Annotated in this window: 23 protein-coding genes; 9 read left to right on the forward strand and 14 right to left on the reverse strand. The window is 37.5% G+C overall.

The features are described 5' to 3' along the window. Window positions 1-6 precede the first annotated feature (6 nt). Window positions 7-306, reverse strand: a complete 300-nt coding sequence (gene rpsR / locus JM79_RS09265; RefSeq protein WP_026916063.1) for a 30S ribosomal protein S18 — start codon at window positions 304-306, stop codon at window positions 7-9. A 2-nt stretch (window positions 307-308) separates the two neighbouring features. Further along, window positions 309-647, reverse strand: coding sequence for a 30S ribosomal protein S6 (gene rpsF, locus JM79_RS09270; protein WP_141877878.1), 339 nt, complete (start codon window positions 645-647; stop codon window positions 309-311). Window positions 648-810: 163 nt separating this feature from the next. Here rpsF and JM79_RS09275 point away from each other — a divergent pair, with 163 nt between their 5' ends. Beyond that, the gene (locus JM79_RS09275; protein WP_185739476.1) at window positions 811-1,521 is read left to right on the forward strand and encodes a LytTR family DNA-binding domain-containing protein; all 711 of its coding nucleotides are present in this window, start codon (window positions 811-813) and stop codon (window positions 1,519-1,521) included. Between the two features lie 53 nt (window positions 1,522-1,574). Here the strand turns inward: JM79_RS09275 and priA are convergent, their stop codons facing one another. The 5 genes from priA to nadC form a co-directional block, all read right to left on the reverse strand. Then, on the reverse strand, window positions 1,575-4,028 hold the full coding sequence (gene priA, locus JM79_RS09280; protein ID WP_141877879.1) for a primosomal protein N': 2,454 nt from the start codon (window positions 4,026-4,028) through the stop codon (window positions 1,575-1,577). A gap of 126 nt (window positions 4,029-4,154) precedes the next feature. Next, window positions 4,155-4,580 carry a DUF2147 domain-containing protein gene (locus JM79_RS09285; RefSeq protein WP_141877880.1) on the reverse strand — a complete coding sequence of 142 codons (426 nt, stop codon included), beginning with the start codon at window positions 4,578-4,580 and terminating at the stop codon, window positions 4,155-4,157. Window position 4,581: 1 nt separating this feature from the next. Continuing rightward, window positions 4,582-5,142, reverse strand: a complete 561-nt coding sequence (locus JM79_RS09290) for a chalcone isomerase family protein (protein WP_141877881.1) — start codon at window positions 5,140-5,142, stop codon at window positions 4,582-4,584. A gap of 26 nt (window positions 5,143-5,168) precedes the next feature. Then, window positions 5,169-6,092 carry a YihY/virulence factor BrkB family protein gene (locus JM79_RS09295; RefSeq protein WP_141877882.1) on the reverse strand — a complete coding sequence of 308 codons (924 nt, stop codon included), beginning with the start codon at window positions 6,090-6,092 and terminating at the stop codon, window positions 5,169-5,171. A 2-nt stretch (window positions 6,093-6,094) separates the two neighbouring features. Continuing rightward, window positions 6,095-6,952 (reverse strand): carboxylating nicotinate-nucleotide diphosphorylase, encoded by an 858-nt coding sequence (gene nadC, locus JM79_RS09300; protein WP_141877883.1) that lies wholly within the window; start codon window positions 6,950-6,952, stop codon window positions 6,095-6,097. A 51-nt stretch (window positions 6,953-7,003) separates the two neighbouring features. Between nadC and rlmH the strand changes: the two genes are divergently transcribed. The 4 genes from rlmH to JM79_RS09320 all read left to right on the forward strand — a co-directional run bounded on the left by rlmH (window position 7,004) and on the right by JM79_RS09320 (window position 10,859). Then, window positions 7,004-7,477 (forward strand): 23S rRNA (pseudouridine(1915)-N(3))-methyltransferase RlmH, encoded by a 474-nt coding sequence (gene rlmH, locus JM79_RS09305; RefSeq protein ID WP_141877884.1) that lies wholly within the window; start codon window positions 7,004-7,006, stop codon window positions 7,475-7,477. An 8-nt stretch (window positions 7,478-7,485) separates the two neighbouring features. Next, on the forward strand, window positions 7,486-8,058 hold the full coding sequence (locus tag JM79_RS09310; RefSeq protein ID WP_141879218.1) for a non-canonical purine NTP diphosphatase: 573 nt from the start codon (window positions 7,486-7,488) through the stop codon (window positions 8,056-8,058). Window positions 8,059-8,231: 173 nt separating this feature from the next. Beyond that, complete coding sequence (locus JM79_RS09315; protein ID WP_141877885.1) at window positions 8,232-10,025, forward strand: DEAD/DEAH box helicase; 1,794 nt, start codon at window positions 8,232-8,234, stop codon at window positions 10,023-10,025. A 75-nt stretch (window positions 10,026-10,100) separates the two neighbouring features. Further along, complete coding sequence (locus JM79_RS09320; protein WP_141877886.1) at window positions 10,101-10,859, forward strand: carboxypeptidase-like regulatory domain-containing protein; 759 nt, start codon at window positions 10,101-10,103, stop codon at window positions 10,857-10,859. Here JM79_RS09320 and JM79_RS09325 read toward each other — a convergent pair. Together JM79_RS09325 and JM79_RS09330 are read right to left on the reverse strand one after the other, a co-directional pair. Beyond that, the gene (locus JM79_RS09325; RefSeq protein WP_141877887.1) at window positions 10,856-11,386 is read right to left on the reverse strand and encodes an SRPBCC family protein; all 531 of its coding nucleotides are present in this window, start codon (window positions 11,384-11,386) and stop codon (window positions 10,856-10,858) included. The two genes, JM79_RS09320 and JM79_RS09325, sit on opposite strands and share 4 nt — an antisense overlap. A gap of 33 nt (window positions 11,387-11,419) precedes the next feature. Further along, complete coding sequence (locus JM79_RS09330) at window positions 11,420-12,073, reverse strand: RNA methyltransferase (protein ID WP_141877888.1); 654 nt, start codon at window positions 12,071-12,073, stop codon at window positions 11,420-11,422. A 220-nt stretch (window positions 12,074-12,293) separates the two neighbouring features. Between JM79_RS09330 and JM79_RS09335 the strand changes: the two genes are divergently transcribed. The 3 genes from JM79_RS09335 to purB all read left to right on the forward strand — a co-directional run bounded on the left by JM79_RS09335 (window position 12,294) and on the right by purB (window position 14,907). Then, window positions 12,294-12,971 (forward strand): NAD-dependent deacylase, encoded by a 678-nt coding sequence (locus JM79_RS09335; protein WP_141877889.1) that lies wholly within the window; start codon window positions 12,294-12,296, stop codon window positions 12,969-12,971. A gap of 35 nt (window positions 12,972-13,006) precedes the next feature. Then, window positions 13,007-13,507 (forward strand): hypothetical protein, encoded by a 501-nt coding sequence (locus JM79_RS09340; RefSeq protein WP_141877890.1) that lies wholly within the window; start codon window positions 13,007-13,009, stop codon window positions 13,505-13,507. A 62-nt stretch (window positions 13,508-13,569) separates the two neighbouring features. Beyond that, window positions 13,570-14,907, forward strand: coding sequence for an adenylosuccinate lyase (gene purB / locus JM79_RS09345; RefSeq protein WP_185739477.1), 1,338 nt, complete (start codon window positions 13,570-13,572; stop codon window positions 14,905-14,907). An 86-nt stretch (window positions 14,908-14,993) separates the two neighbouring features. Here purB and JM79_RS09350 read toward each other — a convergent pair whose 3' ends face one another. Genes JM79_RS09350 through JM79_RS09365 form a run of 4 tightly spaced genes read right to left on the reverse strand, consistent with a single transcriptional unit; the run spans window position 14,994 to window position 17,079 of the window. Beyond that, entirely contained in the window at window positions 14,994-15,587 is a 594-nt protein-coding gene (locus tag JM79_RS09350) for a DUF4252 domain-containing protein (protein WP_141877892.1), read from the reverse strand. A gap of 4 nt (window positions 15,588-15,591) precedes the next feature. Continuing rightward, a complete protein-coding gene (locus JM79_RS09355) occupies window positions 15,592-16,119 on the reverse strand; it encodes a DUF4252 domain-containing protein (protein WP_141877893.1) in 528 nt (175 codons plus the stop codon). 11 nt (window positions 16,120-16,130) lie between these two features. Next, complete coding sequence (locus JM79_RS09360) at window positions 16,131-16,583, reverse strand: hypothetical protein (protein ID WP_141877894.1); 453 nt, start codon at window positions 16,581-16,583, stop codon at window positions 16,131-16,133. Beyond that, window positions 16,570-17,079, reverse strand: a complete 510-nt coding sequence (locus tag JM79_RS09365) for a sigma-70 family RNA polymerase sigma factor (RefSeq protein ID WP_141877895.1) — start codon at window positions 17,077-17,079, stop codon at window positions 16,570-16,572. The genes JM79_RS09360 and JM79_RS09365 overlap by 14 nt, the downstream gene beginning before the upstream one ends. 137 nt (window positions 17,080-17,216) lie before the next feature. Between JM79_RS09365 and JM79_RS09370 the strand changes: the two genes are divergently transcribed. Further along, entirely contained in the window at window positions 17,217-18,725 is a 1,509-nt protein-coding gene (locus JM79_RS09370; RefSeq protein WP_141877896.1) for a S41 family peptidase, read from the forward strand. A 70-nt stretch (window positions 18,726-18,795) separates the two neighbouring features. On the opposite strand, the gene JM79_RS09375 is transcribed toward JM79_RS09370, so the two are convergent. Beyond that, window positions 18,796-19,872, reverse strand: coding sequence for a DUF5074 domain-containing protein (locus JM79_RS09375; protein WP_141877897.1), 1,077 nt, complete (start codon window positions 19,870-19,872; stop codon window positions 18,796-18,798). Window positions 19,873-19,874 lie beyond the last annotated feature (2 nt).

Raw genomic sequence — 19,874 nt, forward strand, 5'->3', positions numbered from 1 at the left:
CTCTTTTTATTTTAATAAATCACCTACGTAAGGCATTAGTGCTAAGTGACGAGCACGCTTTACAGCAGTAGCCACTTTTCTCTGAAACTTCAAAGAAGTACCTGTTAAACGACGAGGTAACAATTTACCCTGCTCGTTTACAAACCCCATAAGAAAATCTGGATCTTTGTAATCAACGTACTTAATACCAGATCTTTTGAATCTACAGTATTTTTTCGCTTTGGTAGTTTCTATATTAAGAGGAGTTAGATACCTGATCTCTCCATCTTTTTTTCCTTTTGCTTGTTGTTCAATAGATGTTGCCATGATTACGCTTTTTCCTTGTTACGTTTTCTTCTCTTCTCAGCCCAAGCAATTGCATGTTTATCTAACTTTACAGTTAAATAACGCATCATACGCTCTTCTCTTCTGAATTCCAACTCTAAAGGTTCGATAACCTCACCTGGAGCTTCGTATTCAAATAAGTGATAAAAACCACTCTTCTTGTGTTGGATTGCATAAGCCAGTTTTCTTAGGCCCCAATCTTCTTTAGCTACCATCTTAGCCCCTTTAGAAACAAGAAAATCTTCGTATTTCTTAACTGTCTCCTTTATCTGCTCATCAGATAAAACGGGATTCAAGATGAAAACAGTTTCATAGTTGTTCATAAAATTCTACTTTAAATTTAATCGGCTGCAAAAATAGAATTTATTATTCATATTTCAAAGCTTATTACCCAGGTAAAAATACTATTTTTAACCAGCTAAATTATATGCACCTTGCATTTGTTATATATAATGAGTAATATTGTTAAAGTCTAACCTAATTATCGTGGAAGAAGTTTTACTTAAATGTGCTGTTGTTGATGATTCGAGCCTGCAAAGGTTATCGATCGTTAAATTGATAAAAGACCATCCTAATCTTAACCTGGTTGCCGAATATAACAATGCTATAGAAACTAAGAATGGCCTGCTGGATACCGAGACAGATCTTATCTTCTTAGATATCGAAATGCCAATTCTTTCAGGTTTTGAATTACTCGATAATCTTCCAAATAAACCGCAGATAATATTTGTTACTGGCAAGACCAAGTATGCTTTCAAGGCTTTTGACTATGATGCCGTAGACTATATTCACAAACCCGTAACTAAAGACCGTTTTAACAACGCCGTGAATAAAGCGGTGAATCTGTATAAACTTAAACACCAGGCTCCAATACAGGAAGACGATGATTTTATCTTCGTAAAAAGTAATCTCAAGAATCGCAAAGTATTTCTAAACAAGCTGAAGTATATTCAGGCTCTTGGAGATTACGTGAAGTTCGTGACCGAGAAAGATAATTTTGTAGTTCTCGCAACGATGAAATCTTTTGAAAAAGAACTTCCCAGTGAAAGATTCCTGCGTACTCACAAATCCTATATTGTGAATCTGGATAAGATCGAAAGATATAACAGTAAAAATATAGAGATCGATAAAGAATTACTACCGTTAAGCCGACATAAGAAAGCGAATTTGGTAGAAGCACTCAGTGCGATACAATAAGAAGAACGATCAACACTCCAATAATATATAGCCATCCTAACCGGTGGCTTTTTTTATTGGGGATCTACATTTGTTATAACTCTAACCGACCTGAATACGCCGATCGCCTGGTAAGATTTTAAGATTCTGGTGATCATCGCTTTAGTTTTTCCCAGATTTTGTTTCTGCGGAATCTTAATAAGTATATTCTTATAGTATTCATTACGAATTCGGGCTACCGGTGGGAATTCTGGTCCCAGAACGTATCTATCGAAAACATTCTCCAATGCTCTTGCCAACCACTCTGCTGCTTCATTTGTTTTCGAAAAATCCCTGCTTTTTAGTGTCAACCGTACGAGACGATAGAATGGCGGATATTGATATTGGTAGCGATCCTCCAATTGTTCCTCATACATCTCCTTATATGCGCCAGTAGACACCTGTTGAATGATCTGGTGGTGTGGGTTGTAGCTCTGGATCAAAACCTTTCCTCTTTTTTTAGTTCTGCCCGATCTTCCTGCTACCTGTAACATCAACTGGAAACTTCGTTCATGTGCCCTGAAATCCGGAAAATTAAGAAGATTGTCTGCATTCATAATCCCAACCAGGCTCACCTTTCTAAAATCCAGTCCTTTACTAAGCATTTGAGTCCCAATAAGAATATCGGTTTCGTGATTTTCGAACGCTTCAATAATCTTTTCGTAAGCATATTTTCCACGGGTAGTATCCTGATCCATTCTACCTATACTATGTTCTGGAAAAAGCGCTTTTAGTTCAGTTTCCACTTGCTCCGTTCCAAATCCTTTCGTAGTAATTTCGTTACTACCACAAGCCATACAATGGTGTTGCATTGCAATATGATAACCGCAGTAATGACATCGCAACTGGTTATTATGCGAGTGATAGGTTAAACTAACATCGCAATTTGGACATTGTGGTGAATGTCCGCAAGTATTACATTCCAGAATAGGTGAAAAACCTCTACGATTCTGGAAAAGTATCACTTGTTCGTTTTCCTTCAGACTGGACTTAATCTCTTCAATCATTCTCTCAGAAAAATGGCCGGTCATCTTCTTTTTCTTATGCGCAGTTTTAATGTCGACCACCTCTACTTCCGGCATCAATACATCTCCAAACCTGCTATGAAGTTCGACGAGAGCATACTTATTATGTACGGCATTAAAATAGGATTCTACAGAAGGCGTGGCCGATCCAAGTATGATATTAGCCTGAAAAATATTGGCTAGAACCACCGCCGCATCACGAGCGTGATATCTTGGCGCAGGATCAAATTGCTTGAAAGTAGCTTCATGTTCCTCATCTACTACAATAAGTCCAAGATCCTGAAATGGCAGGAAAATACATGACCTTGCTCCTATTACGATTTTACCTTTATCCTTATTTTCTTTTACATGTTTGTATATCTCTACCCGTTCATTTACCGAATACTTACTGTGATACACCAGTACTTTATCACCAAAGTAATTCTGTAACCTTTTGATCAGCTGAGTGGTTAGTGCTATTTCTGGTAATAGATATAATGATTGTTTACCTTTTTCAAGAGCTGCTTCAATAAGTTTAATATAGATTTCCGTTTTCCCGGAAGAAGTTACACCATGCAACAAACACACATGATCTTCAGCAAAATTTTCTGTAATCTCTGTAAATGCTCTTTGTTGCTCGCTGCTGAAATTTATTTCGTGGTTACTAATTTCTGAATTGAATTGAATCCTGTCTGTAGACCGGTATTCTTCAATTAATATTTTCTTCTGAATTAATCCTTTTATCACGGCAGCAGAAACTCCGGATTCATTCGAAAGTTCCTTTAATTTAAGAGCTTTTCGAGATTTTGCGGTTAAACTGAAGTAGCTTAGCAAAGCCTCACGTTGTTTCGGTGCCTTGGATAGTTCATCCAGCAAACCATGCATTTCAGCTTCAGCTTCGTACATAGGATTGAGACTTACATAACGAACTTCCTTAGGTTTGAACTGCTCATAAATTTCCTGGTTGAGTTCTATCAGATTCTTTGCTACCAGTTTGTTTATAATAGGTAATACTTTTTTCCTGTCAAGTAATTGCTCGATCTCCTGGATCTTCATCGAAGATTGCCTTTGCAAAGCTTCAGTTACCAAATACTCATCATCAGTAAGCATTTCGTCCTCAATTTTCACTTCCGAAGAAAGCTTTACGATGCTTTCGCTCGCGAGCAAAAATGCTCCGGGTAATGCCGCTCTAATAACATCGCCTTCGGTACATAAATAATAAGAAGCGATCCAGTTCCAGAATTTCAACTGGTTATGCGTAAGCAGCGGAGTTTCATCTATGATCTGGTGAATTGGTTTGGCCTCGTATACTTCTGGCGGAGTACTATGAATTTTAGCAACGATACCTGTATAAATCCTGTTCTTACCAAAAGGAACAGCCAATCGCATTCCCTCCTGAATGAATTCTGCCTCTTCATTTGTGACAGCATACGTAAACCTGTTATCCAGTGGCAACGGTAAAATAAGATCTACAAATTGTGACATACTAGCTCAGATTGATAAAACAAAACTGCCTGGACAGCGACTTTTTCTAAGAACTCAAAAGTATTAAGAAACTTTAGTTCTATAAAATAAGTCTGACTTTCCAGGCAGCTTTATGCTTGTAGTTTATTATTCGGCTCTTTGCCAGGTTCTGGTTTGATAGAATAGAGCGATATATCCACGAATATTCAACACATCCGGTTTCTCTTCATCGATCCAGATCTTACAACGGTATTCCTTACCAGTTTTAGGATCAACGATAGTTCCATCACTATATTCTTCTCCGTCCTTAACCAGGCCCTGCATAATTTCCATGCCTTCAACCGGTTTATTTCGAAGATCACCCTCGCATTTCGTACAAAGTCTATCCCTGTCTTCTTCCCGCATGATTCGATCTACTTTCCCGTAAATCTTACCGTCCTTCTTGTAGACCTCAATAATGCTATTTACCACACCTTCTTCGTTTCTATTCTCCCATTTACCCAGAACATCCTGTGCGCTAAGATCATGAGTGAATAGCGGAAGAATTAAGAGAACTAATAAAAACTTCTTCATATTATTTACCTAACATGGCATCTTTAAGATCATCATCTGCCGGGTTTTTTGACAACCAGATTCCAAATAAAGCTTTCTTAAATTCCATTCCTTTAATAGTACCTAGTTCTTTATCGTTTTTGTAAGCTGTCACACCAGATCCTGGAAGATAAACGATGTCAAAAACATCATTTTTAGTGATTTCTTCCATAAAGAAACCTTTGAACTTTTTAATCTCTGCAGCTAGTGGTTTGGTGTTACCATTCATAGAGCTTTCAAAACCATCATTCACAGCATCCACCATCTTATCACTGCTAATTAGCTTGCTTACGATATGTAATTTAATGCTCATTGGTTTATCTGAAGACATAATAGCATCTGCACTGGAAGATTTTTCAGAAAGATAGAGTCCACCTGCATAAAGGTCGATCCATAATTTCTCTCTAACTCCTGCTCCATTGAGCTGAAGGGTTTTCCCTTGATACGTTTCAGAATTTGGAAGTTTTACGCCACCAACTTCTGTTTGAGCTGAAGTTAAGCCGAAGCTCATCATTGCAATAAATAAAACTGCTAGTTTTTTCATGATTGTAAGTTTAGTTTGGTTTAAAGTTATTTAAAATTCCTTTTCAATTTGATCAATGAAGCATTTAGTTCGAAACCGAGTAATAAAAGGTTGGAATTGAGCCATATATAAAACATAAGGATCAATAAAGCTCCAATAGAACCATATAATTCATTGTAATTTGAAAAATTTGTAATGTATAAACTGAATAAAAAGGTAGCAATAATAATAAGAATGGTAGTAAAGGTTGCGCCTACAGAAAAGAATCTTGCCTTTCTTGCTTCCTTTGTTCCAAAATAATAGAGTATCGCCACCGATGTATAAATTAGAATAACAAATCCAATATATTTTATTAGATGTGCTCCAGTTCCTTCTTCGCTAACCAATCCCAGATCTGTTAGATCGGCTATAGCATAAGTCGTATATACAGCACCTATAACTGATATAAGCAACAACAATGCCAATATAAGTGCAACACCCAGTGCAACAGCATACTGCCGGGGAATTGACCTGTTTTTCTTGGTATGATAACTAAATTCGAAGCCAGTGAAAATGGCGTTTACACCGTTGGTCATTAAAAATACAGAAAGTATAAACGCCACAGATAACAATCCTCCCCTGGGTGTACTTGCAATATCCTCGAAAATAGTTCCGAAGAAATCTGAAGTCTCAGGAGGCAATAGAGAATCCATAAAAACCAGAAATTCTATCTGGAAATCATCAATGAAAGTAATGTACGGGATCAAATTCAGCACAAATAGCAGGAATGGAAAGATTGCCATAAAAAAGCTAAAAGCAATGCTACTTGCCCGGGTAGAAAAAGTTCCTTTTACGATCCCTCCCCAATAAATGACCCATAAATTATAAAGCGTTAATCCATCAAGGCCGGGTAAAACAACCCCTTTCGACCAGCGTTTCCACCAGGCCGAAAGATCCTTTAATTTGGAATTGAACGCTTTTTTTGGTGCCATTATTAAACGGCTTTTAAACTCAGATCTAAATTGTACACAGAATGCGTCAACGCACCACTACTTATATAATCCACTCCACATTCTGCATAAGAACGGGCAGTTTCCAGAGTGATCCCTCCACTACTCTCCGTCAAACATTTTGCATTAATTAAATGCACAGCTTTACTCGTGTCCTCATAATTGAAATTATCTATAAGAATACGATAGATCCCATCTGACTTTAATATTTCCCTGATCTCATTCATGTCTCTTGCCTCGACAATAATCTTGAGGTCGAGATCGTTTCTTGTAAGATACTCTTTCGTTTTATCTATCGCCTTGGTAATACCTCCGGCGAAATCTATATGATTATCCTTTAACATGATCATATCGTAGAGCGCAAATCTATGATTCTCGCCACCACCAATCTTAACTGCCCATTTTTCCAGAGCGCGAATTCCCGGTGTAGTTTTACGGGTATCCAAAATCTTAGTTCCCGTGCCTTCTAACTTTTCGACAAAAGTTGCGGTTTTAGTTGCAATAGCACTCATTCGCTGCATAGCATTCAAAACGAGTCTCTCTGCTTTGAGGATAGATTGCGAAGAACCTTCTACGTAAAACGCAATGTCTCCCTTCGATATCTTCTGTCCGTCTTGAATTTTAAGATCGATAGATAATTCTGGATCTACGTGATGAAATACCTTTTCGGCAAATCTGACTCCTGCGATAAGACCCTGATCCTTTACAAGCAATTTTGCTTTGCCTTTTGCAGCCTTCGGAATACAAGCCAGAGAACTATGGTCTCCATCTCCAACATCCTCACGAATGGCATTTCCTATAATTAAATCTATTTCTTTTTCGAATTGTTCCGGTGAGATCATTTTCTCTGCTTATTTTTGTAAATGTAGTAAAGTCTGTACTAAAATCACGGGATGACCATAAAATTAGTGTGCGTCGGGAAAACCGATAAAAGGGAGCTAGAAGATCTAATAAACATCTATTCTGAAAGACTTCAGCATTATATCAAATATGAACTTGAATTGATCCCGGACCTTAAGAAAACCAAGAGTCTCGACGAGAACCAGCAGAAAACCAAAGAAGGTGATCTTATACTAAGCGGAACTCAGAATTCAGATTTCGTGGTTCTGCTGGACGAGAATGGTAAGCAGTATGATTCCGTAGCATTTTCAGAATATATTCAGAAAAGAATGAACACCGGATTGAAGCGATTGATCTTTGTAATAGGCGGCCCATACGGTTTTTCAGACGCCGTTTATGCAAGATCTGATGGAAAAATATCTCTTTCCAAGATGACCTTTTCTCATCAAATGGTGCGACTTTTTGCAACTGAGCAATTATACCGCGCTTTTACTATACTTAAGAACGAACCTTACCATCATAGATAATGAATACTATCAAATTAGTTTTTGCAACACATAATAAGAACAAATTCAAAGAAATTCAGGCTTTAGTGCCAGATCATATTGAATTGCTAAGCCTGGAGGAGATTGGCTGTGAGGAAGATATCGAAGAAACCGGCGACACAATCGACGCAAATGCCATTATAAAGGCAGAATATGTGCGGAGTCGGTATGGTTATGATTGCTTTGCGGATGATACTGGACTGGAAGTCGAATCGTTGGCTGGAGCTCCAGGCGTTTACTCAGCCAGATATGCTGGCGAAATTAAAGATGATAGCGCAAATCGCAGAAAGCTCTTGAATCAGCTTGAGGAGCGTAATGATCGTACGGCACGGTTTAAGACTGTCATTGCATTGAATTTAAAAGAAAACGAAAATCTGTTTACAGGGATTTGCGAGGGTTCGATCACCAGGGAAGAACGTGGAGTAAACGGTTTTGGATATGATCCAATTTTTCAACCCAAGGGATTTGATAAAACCTTTGCCGAGATGAATCTGGAAGAAAAATCGGGTATTAGTCATCGTGCAAAAGCTTTCAAAGAACTCATAGACTACCTATCTATTTAATAGTCAGCCATTTAAATAAATCACTATAAATTAGTTTGCTTCAGATTTAAACGTATCTTTGCGGCTTGAAATTCCTCAGGGTGAGGATGTGTTACTGGAAGTTTAGGTTTAAGTATGTCGATTCGCTTCTTATGTAACACTTACATACGATAATCGAATACTTACAAAAAAGAATGAACGCATTCCAAGCACTTGGACTGGACGCAGATCTGCTACAGGCCATAAACGACATGGGTTTCGAAACCCCAAGTGAAGTACAGGAAAAATCAATTCCAATTCTTCTATCCCAGGAAACCGACTTGGTTTCTCTGGCACAAACAGGAACGGGAAAAACCGCAGCTTTCGGTTTTCCACTTATCCAGAAAATAGATTCCAATTCTAAAAAAACTCAGGCTTTAATCTTATCGCCAACTCGTGAACTGTGTTTACAAATCACCAATGAGTTAAAGAACTACAGTAAATATAAAAGATCTCTAAATGTAGTTGCCGTTTACGGTGGCGCTAGTATTACAGATCAAGCAAGAGCGATTGAAAGAGGAGCTCAGATCATAGTTGCAACTCCAGGGAGAATGCAGGATATGATTAGAAGAAACCTTGCAGACATCTCTTCAATTAACTATTGTGTTCTTGATGAGGCAGATGAGATGCTGAACATGGGATTCTATGAAGACATCAAAAGCATACTTTCGCACACTCCAAAACACAAAAAAACATGGTTGTTTTCAGCTACCATGCCTAAGGAAGTTGCTAAGATCGCTAAGAAGTTCATGACAGATCCTGTTGAGATCACGGTAGGATCAAAGAACATGGGTACGTCTAACGTTACTCATGAATACTACCTGGTAAATCACAGAAACAGATATGATGCTTTAAAAAGGCTGGCAGATGCTAATCCTGATATCTTCTCTGTAATTTTCTGTAGAACAAAAAGAGATACTCAAAAGGTTGCTGAAAAGCTGATCGAAGATGGTTATAACGCTGCTGCATTGCACGGTGATCTTAGCCAGAATCAACGTGACCTGGTAATGAAGAGTTTCAGAAGCAGACAAATCCAAATGCTGGTAGCTACAGATGTTGCTGCCCGTGGAATTGATGTAGATGATATTACTCACGTAATTAACTACCAGTTGCCAGATGAAATAGAAACCTATACTCACCGTAGTGGTAGAACAGGTAGAGCTGGTAAGAGCGGTGTATCGATGGTTATCATTTCCAAAAGTGAGGTTCGTAAGATCCGTACGATTGAAAAGATCATTCAGCAGAAATTCGAAGAAAAGCAAATTCCTGATGGAAAAGAGATCTGTAAGATCCAGTTATTCCATTTAGCGAATGATATCAAGAAGACTGAGATCAATCATGATATTGATCCTTATCTCCCAAATATTAATGAAGCTCTGGAAGATTTCACTAAAGAAGAATTGATCAAAAAATTCTTTTCGGTTGAGTTTACTCGTTTCTTTAACTATTATGAGAAGGCTCCAGATCTTACTGCAGAATCTGCAGGAGGTAGACCAGAAGTTTCAGAAGGAAATACAAGATATTTCATTAATGTTGGTTCTAAAGATGGTTATGACTGGAAGAGTCTTAAAGATTTCCTAACAGGCGAACTAAACCTTGACAGGGATGATATCTTTAAAGTAGACTGTAAAGCAAGTTTTTCTTTCTTTAATACAGATGAGAAGCACGCTGATCTAATTCTTAAAACATTTACAGAATACCAGCAAAATGGTAGATATGTGAATGTGGAGATCACTAAAGACCAGAAGTCTGATGGCGGCGGTGGTCGTAAAAGAGAACGTGGCGGCGGCGGCGGCGGTCGTAAAGGCGGCGGAAAAAGCTTTAACGATAAAGGAAGCTTCGGAAAAAGACGTAGCAGTTCAGATCGAGGAGACAAAAAGGGCAACCGGAAAGGAAGCCGAAACAAAAATGTCGAGAGTTCTATAAAAAGAAGAAGATCGAAAGCATAAAATAAAAGGTGCCAAACTTAGTTTAAGTTTGGCACTGTTTTTTATGAAGATTTTCTATTTTTAGGCTCGATTGCTATGAAGACATATTTACCCCTATTATTTTTTCTACTCACAGGTATCTTATCTGCACAGGAAGTAGATATCGTTGCCGGTACGGTAATGAACGCGGCTAATGACAAGCCTATTGAAAACGTACATATAGTGAACCTCAACCAGGTTAAAGGTTCTACTACTGGTGAAGAAGGGGAATTCAAACTTCAGGCAACCGTTAATGACACTTTATATTTCTCTTACCTGGGATTTAGATCGATTAGAGTTCGAGTCACTAATGACTGGCTTAAGTACGGTAACGTAAAGGTAAAGATGACCGAACTAGGTTTTGATCTTGAAGAAGTAACGGTTACTTCCAATAATCTAACAGGTTACCTCGAAATCGACGCTAAAAACATTCCAATTTATGATAATTACCGCTATAGTATTTCTGGTTTAAACTCTGGTTATGAAGGTGGTGACAAATCTCCTAATGCTGTAACAAAGGCATTACGCTCCCTTTCCAATCCTGCAGATCTCGTATATAATATATTTGGCGCGAGACCAAAACAGATGCGGAAACTCAGGGAGATGAAGAAGGATGAAGATATTAAAGATCTCCTTCGGAATAAGTTTGATCGGGAAACCTTAATGGCGTTATTACAGGTAAACCGGGCTGAAATTGATGAAATCCTGAATAATTGTAACTATTCTGAAGATTTTATGCGAACAGCAAATGATCTCCAAATACTGAATGCCATCAACGGCTGTTACGAAGAATACAAAGTTCTTCAGAAGAATTAACGATTTTCAAGAATCTGTTTTAATTCCTTTAAACCTTGATCAAGATTATTTCCCATAGCTTTTTCAGGAGAATAAAAAATACTAATGATAGTAAGTGGAAACGCTAAGTTTCCTCTTGTTCCCCAGACCATCTTAGTTTTCTCGCTATCCAATTCCTTAACACCTATATATGTAAGGGCATTTACCTTTACCGGTTTTATAAAAAGAATCTTGGTTTCAAAAACCCTACCCTGCTTGGTCTTTACTATTTTCTGTATCCCTTCACCTACTTTATTATTTCCTTTCCAGTAAAAAGAAGCTCCCTCTTTACCGTCTGGTCCCTTGTATTTTAAAACCGCATTAGGATCACGCTGAAACAACGGGTTCCATAAAGGTTGATTTTTTAGCTGACGAACAAAGCCATAGACTTCTTCTCTGGACTTATTGATCACCACGGTCCTGCTAACATCGAAGTCTTTTTTTGCCCATGCGTGCAGAAATGCAAAAAAAGTAATTAAGGCAATAATTAAGTAGAAAAACAGGGTCATTGCTCGGCTTTAGGATTTAAAAGTTACGAATATTTACTGATTACGGAAACGTTCAATAATCTCCTCTGAATTTTTAATAGTTTTCTTTGTCCATGCCAGTCTTACTTCTTGCATTCGATCTTCAGAAAACTGCCAGTCTATATTAGAAGTATCAAGTTTTTCTCTTAAAGACTGAAGTATGATCGCTGCAGAAACTGAGATATTAAGACTTTCAGTAAACCCATACATAGGAATCTTGATACTTGCATCGGCCTCTCTAAGAATTTCTTCTGAAAGTCCGTTTTGCTCCGTCCCGAAAAATATGGCGGAAGGTTTTGTAATATCAAAATCTGCCAGCATCGTTGAATCATTATGAGGAGTGGTGGCAACGATCTGGTAGCCATGTTGCCGTAATTCATGCAAACATTCCCGGGAAGTATTGTATCGATGCACATCTACCCATTTCTGGGCACCCATCGCAATTTCCTTGTCGATTCGCCTGGGCAGGTTTTCTTCGATGATATGTAAGTTCTGTATCCCGAATACATCACAACTACGAACCACCGCACTGGTGTTATGTAATTGATACACATCCTGGGCTACTACGGTAAAATGATCTGTTCTTTGAGTCAGAACTTTTTCGAAGAGATTGATCCTGCGCTGGGTCAACAATCCCTGTAGATGTTCAAGTAATTTCTGGTCGGTCATGGCTGTACTAAAATATAAAAACTGTGCTCTTTTAGAAGCGATTCGCTAGTATTTATCTTCGATACCAATATTATATTTGATAACACCTGATTTTCAATAATTAATAGTTGAAAAATTATAAGGTAGATGAAGTGACAGAGCCCTTATCTGGAAGCTTAATCAAAATTTCTTTGTATTTTAAAACTTAAAGCTGGCGTTACAAATCAGAAATCAATAATAAATGAAGAAAATAGTTGTACTAAGCGGAGCTGGAATAAGTGCTGAAAGTGGCTTAAAAACTTTCAGGGATGAAAACGGTTTATGGGAAGGACATGATGTTATGGAAGTTGCCTCACCAATGGCGTGGAATAACAACCGCGAATTAGTACTGGATTTTTACAATCAACGGAGAAGACAACTTCTGGAGGTAGAACCAAATGCAGCCCACCATGCTTTAGTAGAACTTGAAAAACAATATGACGTACAGATCGTTAATCAGAATGTTGATGATTTGCATGAACGAGCTGGTAGCTCAAATGTTTTACATCTTCATGGAGAATTATTGAAAGCCAGAAGTACCTTCGATGAAAACCTGGTGATGGACTGGAGAAAAGATATTCGAAGTGGAGATTTCTGTGAACATAATAAACAACTTAGACCTCATATTGTTTGGTTTGGCGAAGCCGTTCCTATGTTTCAGAAGGCGGCAGATCATTGTGCAATGGCAGATATTCTTATTATTGTAGGTACTTCAATGCAGGTTTACCCAGCTGCCGGACTGGTAGATTTTATTCCGAAGAAATGTCCGGTATATTTTATCGATCCTAAACCAAATATTAGTGAAAATGCATCGCTTGAAATAATAAGTAAAAAGGCTGTGGAGGGTATTCCAAAGCTTGTAGCACAATTATTAGCTTGATGCAGCAAGTTCAATAAATTCTGGAAAATACCAGCTTGCGACTTGCTTCCAGAAAATATGCTACAGAATTTATCCTATCTAACAATCTTCTGCCACAGACCATAGAACTCATCAAGTTCCCTCAGGAATTATCGATAAAGGCATGGATGATAATTGAAATGCTTGGACGTGATAACTGTGCAATACTCGGCGAATTTATGTCTACTATAATTAATAGTGGAAAATTGTATTCTGATAGCTCTTCCAAAAGGTGTATGATGAAAATATTCGGTTTTCTAGTTGAATCACATTTTTATAAAAATTCTCCAATTAATCTTAATCCTGCTGAAATAGAAGAAATTATCAGACTTTCATTTAAATTTTTAATGAATGATGAGAAAACTGCAGTAAAGGTTTTTGCCATGCAGAATATTTATGATCTCAGAACAGAAGAAAAATGGATTGAATCTGAACTGAAAGCGCTGCTGGAAAAAGATATTTCCGCTTCAACTTCAGGATATAGAGCACGGGCTTTGAAGATCCTGAGGAAATTGTAACATCTGTTTTTTAGTCAATCTGGAAGAAGTATCTTTATGCTTTAATTTTTTAAATACAAGAAATGACATCGCTCTCTGCAGTATCTCCAATAGACGGAAGGTATAGATCCAAAACCAAGCAACTTTCAGCATATTTTAGTGAAGAAGCATTGATACGCTATCGTATCCAGGTAGAAGTAGAATATTTTATTGCACTTTACGAACAGGGCTTACCTCAACTACAGGATGTAAATTCTGCAAACTTCCCGAAGCTAAGAGAGCTGTATCAAAATTTCACTTCGATCGATGCTCAGGCTATCAAGAAGATCGAAAAAGTGACCAATCACGATGTGAAAGCTGTTGAATATTTTCTGAAAGAAGAATTCGAAAAATTTGGAATGCAGAATTCAAAAGAATTTATCCATTTTGGTCTTACCTCTCAGGATATTAATAACACGGCGATTCCGCTAAGTTTAAAGGAGGCTACGGAAGAAGTGTATCTTCCAGAACTGGATGAAATTGTAAAAAAACTGGAATCCCTGGCTGAAGAATGGAAAGATATTCCACTCCTGGCCCGTACCCACGGTCAACCGGCCTCACCTACCCGACTTGGAAAAGAAATTCAGGTTTTTGTGGTTCGAATCAAAGAGCAGCTACGGTTTTTGAAAGATATTCCTCACGCAGCAAAATTTGGAGGAGCAACTGGAAACTTCAACGCTCACAAAGTAGCGTACCCAGATACCGACTGGAAAGCTTTTGGACAGAATTTTGTCGAATCGAAACTGAAGCTTCACCACTCCTTCCCTACTACACAAATAGAACATTATGATCATGCTGCGTCATTATTCGATGCTTTCAAACGCATCAACAATATCCTGCTGGATCTGGATCGCGATATATGGACTTATATTTCGATGGATTACTTTAAACAGAAAATTAAAAAAGGTGAGATCGGTTCTTCAGCGATGCCACATAAAGTAAATCCTATAGATTTTGAAAATTCCGAAGGGAATCTTGGGATTGCCAATGCGATATTCGAACATCTTTCAGCGAAATTACCGGTAAGCAGGCTGCAACGTGATCTAACCGATAGTACGGTTTTAAGAAACATTGGTGTTCCAATGGGTCACACGATCATCGCTTTTAAATCGACTTTAAAAGGACTTAACAAGTTGCTTTTAAATGAAGATAAACTACATGCTGACCTTGAGAATAACTGGGCTGTTGCTGCTGAAGCGATTCAGACGATTCTAAGAAGAGAAGGTTATAAAAATCCTTATGAAGCTTTAAAAGGTCTTACAAGGACCAATGAAAGAATTACAAAGGAAAGTATTTCCAGGTTTATTGACGAGTTGGACGTGACTGAAGAAATTCGAACTGAGCTTCATAAGATAACGCCACAAAATTATACTGGAATCTAAATAACTCATTTCACCTCATTAAAAAAGCCTCCGGACGTTCCGGAGGCTTTTTCTTTCAACTAACTAAAAATATACTGTTTAGTAATCTATAATGTATCTGCCGTTGTTTTCATTTCAACTTCAGTAGTATCTTTTTGCTTCTGTTTAGAATTTCCAAAGATATCGATCACTCCTTTTATTCCACCTGTATTGATATCTTCAGATTTTAATGATTGCATCATTGCCATGATCTTCTCAGGATCCATATTTTCTCCTAATACTCGAGCAACTCCCAGCCCTTTTTCATTATCATATCCATATACGATAAGCTCATCGATAGCATCTTCCTCACCAATAAAGTACAAAGCCGCCTTACGGTCGCTACCGCCATATCGCATTAATAACTGGTATTTCTCATCCTGGAAGATCTCATCCAGTTTAAGTTTTTCTTCCTCAAATTTCTGAGGATTCTCATCTTTCTCAAGAGCCAGTACATTTATTTTCTTGATAGTTTCCATGGTAGACTTTTGCTCTTCATCAAGTGCATCTGCATTGGTGAATAGGCTGGTAGGAACATCTACAGCGAGAAAATCGGTATCCTGCTGATTCTCTACATAATATTTCTGTAAAGATTTTTCGTTACTACAGGATACTGCAATTAAAGTAATGGAGCTTAAGACTAATAATTTGATTGATTTCATAAGATTAAGATTTTTTGTTGGCTTTCTTTAATTCTTCGGCTCCCGGAACTTTAAGGTCTGACGTTAATTTCGACAATTGTGAAAGATCGATCTGGCCCGTGATGCTAAGAATAATGTTCATAGGCTCCGATCCTTCTGTTCCCTCAAGAAACATAAAAAGTTCGCTTACGTAATTATCGTTCTTCCCAGGCAGAGAATAAAATTTAATATTCTTACCATCGTCATTCACTCGCATTAACTCTTCAAGACTGCCTTTAGCCAGATAAGATTTTACGTCACTTGACATTTGAGACATCACTTTAGGATTTGATGACTTATAGATCTGGATTCTTTCCAGATTCTCTATAAGCTTCATATACTGTTGTGATTCAGGATCATTTTCACTGAGATCTACTTTTGCCAGCATTTTAAACATTTTACTGGTCATTACCATCGCATCAACTTCTTTCATATTTTCATACTTCTCGAAGTTTTGAGCTTGAGTAAACATTGGAGCTGCAGCTAACAGCAGGGCAATTACTAACTTATTCATGGTTTATAGATTTAGTTTAATTCAATTATTTGATTCTTAGTTTTATTAAATTCCTGCAAGTAAACAAGGTCTGCGGTGCCTTCATTCATCATTGCTGAAACCATTTTCAAGGTTTGCTTCGTCTTTTCAAGAGCTTGCTCCTGTTCGGTAACAGAACTCATTTTCGAGGTTGTTAATGAAGGTTGTGGCTGGTTGAAGTAAAAAAGACCTAAGGCAACGATGATCACCGCAGCTATTGAAGTCCATGCAAACCTGTAATTTTTCCCTTGTAATTCTAAAGGTTCACTCTCCTTAAAGGTTGTTTTAATTTGTTGTGATTGAAAATTGAAGAGCAATGCATACGTTTCTAAATGCTCAGGAATTTCTTCCTGACTAAAATATTCTCTTAACTCCTTTTCTTCAGCAAGAGTTGTCTCACCTTCCTCGTACCGACTGAGTAACCCTTCTATTCTATTTAATTCCATAGTTGTGTTTTTTTATCAGCTTTTCTCTTATCTCTTTCCTGGCTCTGGAAAGCGCCACGCGTATAGCTGTATGATTCATATTAGTGATTTCAGCGATCTCATCATAGTCATATTGCTCCACATCTCTTAGCTGAAAGATCAATTTTTGTTGTTCAGGCAAACTGTCAACAATCCTGCCCAACCACTGCATTTCATCATTTACTTCTATTTCTGTCTGTAAAGGAATTTGTTTGCTTTCATAATTCTGATGTACAATTCTCAGATTATTATTCTGCTTTAGTTTTAATTGATCCAGACAGTAATTCTTGGTGACAGTCATCGCAAAAGCTTCTACATTGGCATAATGCTTGATCTTATCCTTTCGGCTCCATAGTTTTAATATCACTTCCTGAGTAGCATCTTCTGCCGCATCTCTTGATGTGAGGAGTCTCAACGCCAATCGATATATTTTATCCTTTACAGGATTTATATGATTAAGAAAGATTCGCTCTTGCATTAAATGTTGGTTAGTTTGATACTGCCTTGTTATACTTACGACGAATAGGAACTAGAAATGTTACAATAAATTTTTTATTTGCCTTTATGTAAGTATTTTTAAAAAAAATTTAGAAAAATTTAACCCTTTATTATATTATGAAAATAAGTAAATACTTAATGCTTTTTGCTGTTGCAGGAAGTTTACTTACCGGATGTTCCAGTGATGACGACGGCTCTGGAGTTACAGAAAAGCCTGTGGTCGAGCCACCGATAACTGGTGAAAATCCGGAAGACAATCTTGAATTAGAGATAAAAGATTTCGTTTGGAGAGGAATGAACGAGATTTATGTTTATAAAAGCCAGGTTCCTGAACTTGGAAATAGCTTTTTTGACACTCAAAGCGAACTTAACGACTATCTAATGACTTTCGATTCTCCAGAAGATCTTTTTTATGATGGTCTAGTGATCGAACAGGATCGTTTTAGTTTTATTACTGATGATTACATAGCTCTCGAAAATAGCTTTGCCGGTATTTCTGAAACAACTGGAGTTGATTTCCGACTTTATAGATTTTCAGGAAGTGATGACCTTTTTGGGGTGGTTCGTTATATTATTCCTGGATCTAATGCTGAAAATGCCGATATTGAAAGAGGAGATTTGTTTACCACATTAAATGGACAAGCGCTGACCATCGCTAATTATCGCGGATTACTAGAGGAAACTACACTTACCTTTGGCCTAGCTACTATTGAAGATAATACCGTAACTTCAACTGGAGAAGAAGTAACTATTGATACTCAAGTATTAACAGAAAATCCGATTCTTGTCACCAACGTACTTGATGTAAATGGAACTAAGGTTGGATACATGCTTTACAATAGCTTCGTGGCCGACTTTGACGATGAGATGAACGCTGCATTTGCAGATTTTAAAGCTGAAGGAATTACAGAACTAATTCTTGACCTACGTTACAATGGTGGTGGACGTGTTAGCTCAGCTACCAGATTGGCCAGTATGATCACAGGACAGTTTACCGGTGAGATATTCGCAAAACAACAATGGAATGAAGATTATCAGAATTATTTCCTCAATGAGGATCCAGATAGGTTATTGAATAGATTTACCACAACTCTTGAAGGTGGAGAGGCGATCAACAGTCTGAATCTTACGAGATTATATGCTATTGTATCTAGTTCTACAGCATCGGCTAGTGAACTTGTAGTAAATGGACTTGCACCATATATTGATGTAGTGACTGTAGGAGATCAAACCGTAGGTAAATCACAGGCATCAGTAACCTTATATGATTCAAGCAACTTTGGAAGAACTGGTGCTAATCCAGATCACACCTATGCAATTCAACCATTGGTTTATGAGTCTGTAAACTCTAATGATGTAGGTGTACCATTTGACGGAATTACACCAGATACTGAAATAGTTGAAAGCATATCAGATCTTGGTGTTCTTGGAGAAGCTTCAGATCCATTATTGAATGCTGCTTTAAATGTAATCGCTGGAAACAGAAGTATGATCTCAAGTCAAAAAGAATACTGGTATAATGAATTTAGTGAGTCTGGAGTTCAAAAGGCTACATATCAGAAAATGTATATTGACGAATTACCTGAAATTCCTGGTCAGAATAAAAGATTTGAATTCTCTAAATAATTCTAATTTTAAAGTATAAAAAACCCAGCTCATTGAGCTGGGTTTTTTTGTTATAATAAAAATTACAGCATTAATTAAAATAGACACCGTTGGGGTTTATTCCAGCTTCATAAGAATTTAAAAGACTTCCATTAGAAGCATCATAGACAAAGACCTGCCCATTACCAGTAAAACTCGCATTCGCTGAAGCAGCATATAGCATTCCATTTCTGGCGTTAAAACCATATAAAGACTCCACATCTTCCAACCTGAACTTTGGTCCGGAAGGAAGGTCTCCTCCACTTAAGTATTCGTAAACAGCCTTACCTACAGTAAAGTAATACCTGTCATCACTTTGTACAAGGTTAGCTGGATGAATGCTAGATGTTGGGAATTCTGCAGAATTCAATAATGTATTCACATTCATATCGACTACACTAATACTTCCCGCAGTCTCTATATCTGCATATGATGGTTTCCCTGCAGATAATACAATTAAGTTCGAACCATCACTAATCATTGAAGTTGGCACGTCTCCTACTTCAATTTCAGTAGACACCTCATTTGTAGAAGTATTGATTACTGAAATGATATTATTAAAGTTATATCCACCTTTATGCGCAGTATAGATCGAACCATTATTAGCTAGTATCTTCTCCGGTCCTTCTGCAACAGCAATAGAAGAGTCGAAAGAATAGTCAGATAAATTATAAACAGCAACATAATCATCATCAGGATTGCTGGCATCTCCCCAATTACTCACATATAGTGAATTTCCTGAAACCGTTGCAAATCGCGGATTTTGCAAGTTTTCTGAAATCTGCCCAACAGTTTCGAAAGTATTTCGATTTACGATCTCAATTGTATTGGATACATTCAAAATTACGAATGCCAACTCTTCAGAAAGGTATATACTTTGCGCGGTATCCCCTAGTGAAGTTCCGTTTACTGAATTGAATATTTGAGACTGAACTTCTCCGGTCTCTTCATTAATAAATGATACAGAAGAATTTCCCGAACCAAAGTTACCTTCATTCAGTACAAAAATGCCTTCTTCAAATGCTTCTTTATCCTCACCTGGAGGAATTACACAGCAATCCTCATCGTCGCTACAGGAGTTCAGTAAAAAAATTAGTGCCAGCAGGCTGAAATAGTGTTTAAAATTCATGG

The organism is Gramella sp. Hel_I_59, from assembly GCF_006714895.1.
Lineage (GTDB): Bacteria > Bacteroidota > Bacteroidia > Flavobacteriales > Flavobacteriaceae > Christiangramia.